The organism is Spirochaetota bacterium (assembly GCA_040756435.1).
Lineage (GTDB): Bacteria > Spirochaetota > UBA4802 > UBA4802 > UB4802 > UBA4802.
The window spans coordinates 1-3,311 of the sequence record JBFLZD010000110.1 but is presented as its reverse complement, the minus strand read 5'-3'; the positions used below and the strand labels follow the sequence as shown (position 1 = coordinate 3,311).

Genomic DNA, 3,311 nt, shown 5'->3' with positions numbered 1-3,311 from the left:
CTTCTTTTTTCATCACTTCTTCTATCTTCTTTTCAGCTTTTTTTACATCATCAGCAGTTATCACCACTTTTTCCTTTTCTTCAACAGCCGGTGCAGCTTCTATTATTTTGTCAATATGTTCCTCAACCGCTTCAACACGCTTTACAACAGCTACCTTCCCGTCAAAAACTTTAATGCGTGTGGTTTTCTGGGCATCAGCTTCCACTGAAAAATTTGTTCCCCGAACACCAGCAACTGCCGTTGGTGTTTTTACTAAAAAGCTTTCATTCTTTAATAGCTTTTTAGGCTTACAGATCATCTTGCCAACATCAAGCCCTAATGTAGTATTTTCCAGCCCATCTTTTCGCAAAAGCTGAGCCAGTATTGCCTTTGAATTTTCTTTAATACGTATCAAGGAATCGCCAATCTTAATATCACAGGAAGACATAGTGCCCGTTTCAATGATATCATTCTGATTTAAAATATCACCAATGTTGACAGGCTGGCCATTCTTCTTTACTTCGCCTATGCTGAATGCAATGGAAGCATAATCATCAATCTGTTGTTTAGTACAGCTATTTCCCCAAACAGCCAGACCAAGTATAAGTGAATATATCAGAATCCGTTTCATCACAACCCCCTCTAATAATCAAAAAATTGTATACCAGGTAAAATAAGCTCTCTTCAAATTAACCATTATAATATACTATGGTTCTATAAATAAATGCAAATTTTTTTTATAATACCTGAAATTAATACTTTAATTACAAAATGATACAAAATATACAATAAATTTTTTATTCTATAGCCATGCACATGACATTGGTAAGGAAATGACATCCTACAGCAATTAATACAGTAATTACTGTATTAATATAAATGATTTATATATTTTCATACTTGACTGTTACCTCACGGTATACTGTTCTATCACCATGGATCATTCAAGACTCATACAAATACTTCACAGCATCATCATTGCCGATGCGCTTGCAAGCCCCCTTGACAACCTGAGCGCTGAGCATATACACAATGTTTTTGGCACAATACATGATTACACTGACCCAACACCCGCACTAAAAAATAAGCTCCACCTGTGGAAAAAGCCCGCCCTCTACACTGCCCTTTCCCAGTATTGCATTCTCCTTGCAGCAATCAATGCTCAGCAAAACACCTATGTGCACCAGCACATTTCTAACTTTATTTCTTCTTTGGGCGATAGTTACCATATATTTCGCCACCCGCAGGGATTTTTACACCACCTGCAATCGCCCTATGATGCCCCCACTGCCGAATTGCTTATTTGTATTCCTGCTCTATTCTTTTTACACAAACAAAACCCCAACTCCATTATACACTTTATTCTGAGTCATAATAAGAATGCTGCCACATGTGCAGCATCATTATTTATATACTTGATACTGGAAAAAATAATAATGCGACAGTTAACAGCATTGGACAGTACTGTGTTACAACAATCTGCAGAAGATACATATCAGTTTGTTCAGTTACACTCAGCGCATTTTTTTAACAACGGTGGCAATCCACAGAATATTATTGAAGCTACAAAAGATTTTCATGATATGATGCTCAACCTGCCACTTGATAGTGATGAAACACACTACACCAGGTATTGCATCCCCTTTGCCAACCGATGGTCAAAAAACGAATATACCCGGCTTACTGTTAATCATCCTTTTACATTGCTACCATTAGCTCTTTACTGCTTACATACTGGCCAAAAAGAGTTCTTATTATATTCTTCTATTCATAAAGGTGGCAAAATATCGTTGCTTACACCACTGGTGGCTATGCTTGCAACAGCAATGTATGGTTACCTGGTAATTCCTCAAAACCTGATTGACAGCATAGTTAATAAAAAAAGAATTTCACAGTTGTTAGAATCATTACAAAAAAACTATATATCAATGAACTATCTTTCAGAATTTTTTCAAAATGAAGAAAAGTTAACACAAAAAGAATTGGAAGAACGTGAAAGCAAATTAAAACATATCAAATCCAAGCAAACAGGAAAAAATAAAGATAAGGATAAATACACTTTAATGACAAACCATGTTGTTGAAAGCTGGACAAAAATAGATAAAGCAAAATGGAAGAAGGAAAGAAGAAGAAAAAAATAATGTACGTTCCATCTACTTACAGTGACAGAAAGTACTAATAATGTACTATTGTAGTGATTTTATTCAATATAATGCTTTAAATACTGTACCATAATCTCTTTAAAACCTGGCAATGTCAGCCATCGTCCATATGCCAGAGCAATTATGGCTACTTCTTCATCACGTTGTGCTACCACACCACCATACGCAGTAGTAATCTTTTTACCATATTCACCGCGTACATCATCACAGAATCCAATTATATGGAAATTATCAGTATTATAGACCTTATCATAAAAGGTTATCTGCAATTCAACAGTAACTCCTGCCTGCCATACTGAAAGAAACGTTGACCACCCCATTGTTTCATCTAAAAGTGAGCTAAGCACACCGTTATGAATAGAGCCATCTGGAGCCTGTGCAAAATTATTGTTACCATTTAAGTGGGAAATCAGGTATGTCCTGTCTGTTGCATAGTCAGTTATATAAAATATTCTTTGATCGTGGTCTGAAATCACAGTATTGGTTAACTTAGTAGACATATTGGGAATAATAAACGGAGTTGAAGCATCCATATTTTTTTTGAGTATTTCTATTACTTTATCACCATACTCATGTACATGCCCTTCGCTGTAACGACAATTACAATATGGCTGCTGTAAAGATTTTCCAAATGAGCCAAAAAAATATCGGGCATCACCTTTCTGGACAATACAACGTACAACATCACCACTCATCAACCGCTCGCCAGCAAAACGAAACCTGTATTCATAAGGAAATACAGCAGGGAACTCCTTTGCAATATCAATCAGTTCAATAAATGTGGTCATTGCCAACCCACCATGAGGTATGCCGGGCCACCCCTCATGTTTTTTTTCTATTTTTATATCAGCTACTATCGCTAAATCTTCAAAACGATAGGATCTGAATATAAAGCCGTTTTGCCCACAATAGTAACAATTGTTATGTCTCATATTTAGTATTTTATTACTATACAATCCCACCGCTACAAGCAGCTTATGTATACATTGTATAAATCATAATATTTTGTAAAAAGATTAAATACTTAAAACAATCAATCCTTAAGGAAGAGAAAAACATCCTTATTTTAAATAACAACTATTTTTTTAAATTATATAAAATATTTGACAAACAGCAATTATTCCTTAAAAAATTTCATAATGAATATAGTGTACACCCCCGGCGCCCCCC

3 protein-coding genes are annotated in these 3,311 nt (G+C 35.4%); 1 reads left to right on the top strand and 2 read right to left on the bottom strand.

Translation table 11 applies throughout. The annotated features are described in order from the left end of the window. The coding region (locus AB1444_16275) for a FecR family protein (protein ID MEW6528210.1) at positions 1–610 on the bottom strand (610 nt) is incomplete at its 3' end. A gap of 304 nt (positions 611–914) precedes the next feature. On the opposite strand from AB1444_16275, the gene AB1444_16270 reads away from it, so the two are divergent. Continuing rightward, a complete protein-coding gene (locus AB1444_16270; GenBank protein ID MEW6528209.1) occupies positions 915–2,120 on the top strand; it encodes a hypothetical protein in 1,206 nt (401 codons plus the stop codon). A 59-nt stretch (positions 2,121–2,179) separates the two neighbouring features. Here AB1444_16270 and AB1444_16265 read toward each other — a convergent pair whose 3' ends face one another. Then, positions 2,180–3,073, bottom strand: a complete 894-nt coding sequence (locus tag AB1444_16265; GenBank protein ID MEW6528208.1) for a hypothetical protein — start codon at positions 3,071–3,073, stop codon at positions 2,180–2,182. Between the last annotated feature and the right edge of the window lie 238 nt (positions 3,074–3,311).

Excerpts from the sequence above, each read along its gene's own strand:
- AB1444_16270 (MEW6528209.1), top strand. The coding sequence starts at position 915 with ATGGATCATTCAAGACTCATACAAATACTTCACAGCATCATCATTGCC.
- AB1444_16265 (MEW6528208.1), bottom strand. The coding sequence starts at position 3,073 with ATGAGACATAACAATTGTTACTATTGTGGGCAAAACGGCTTTATATTC.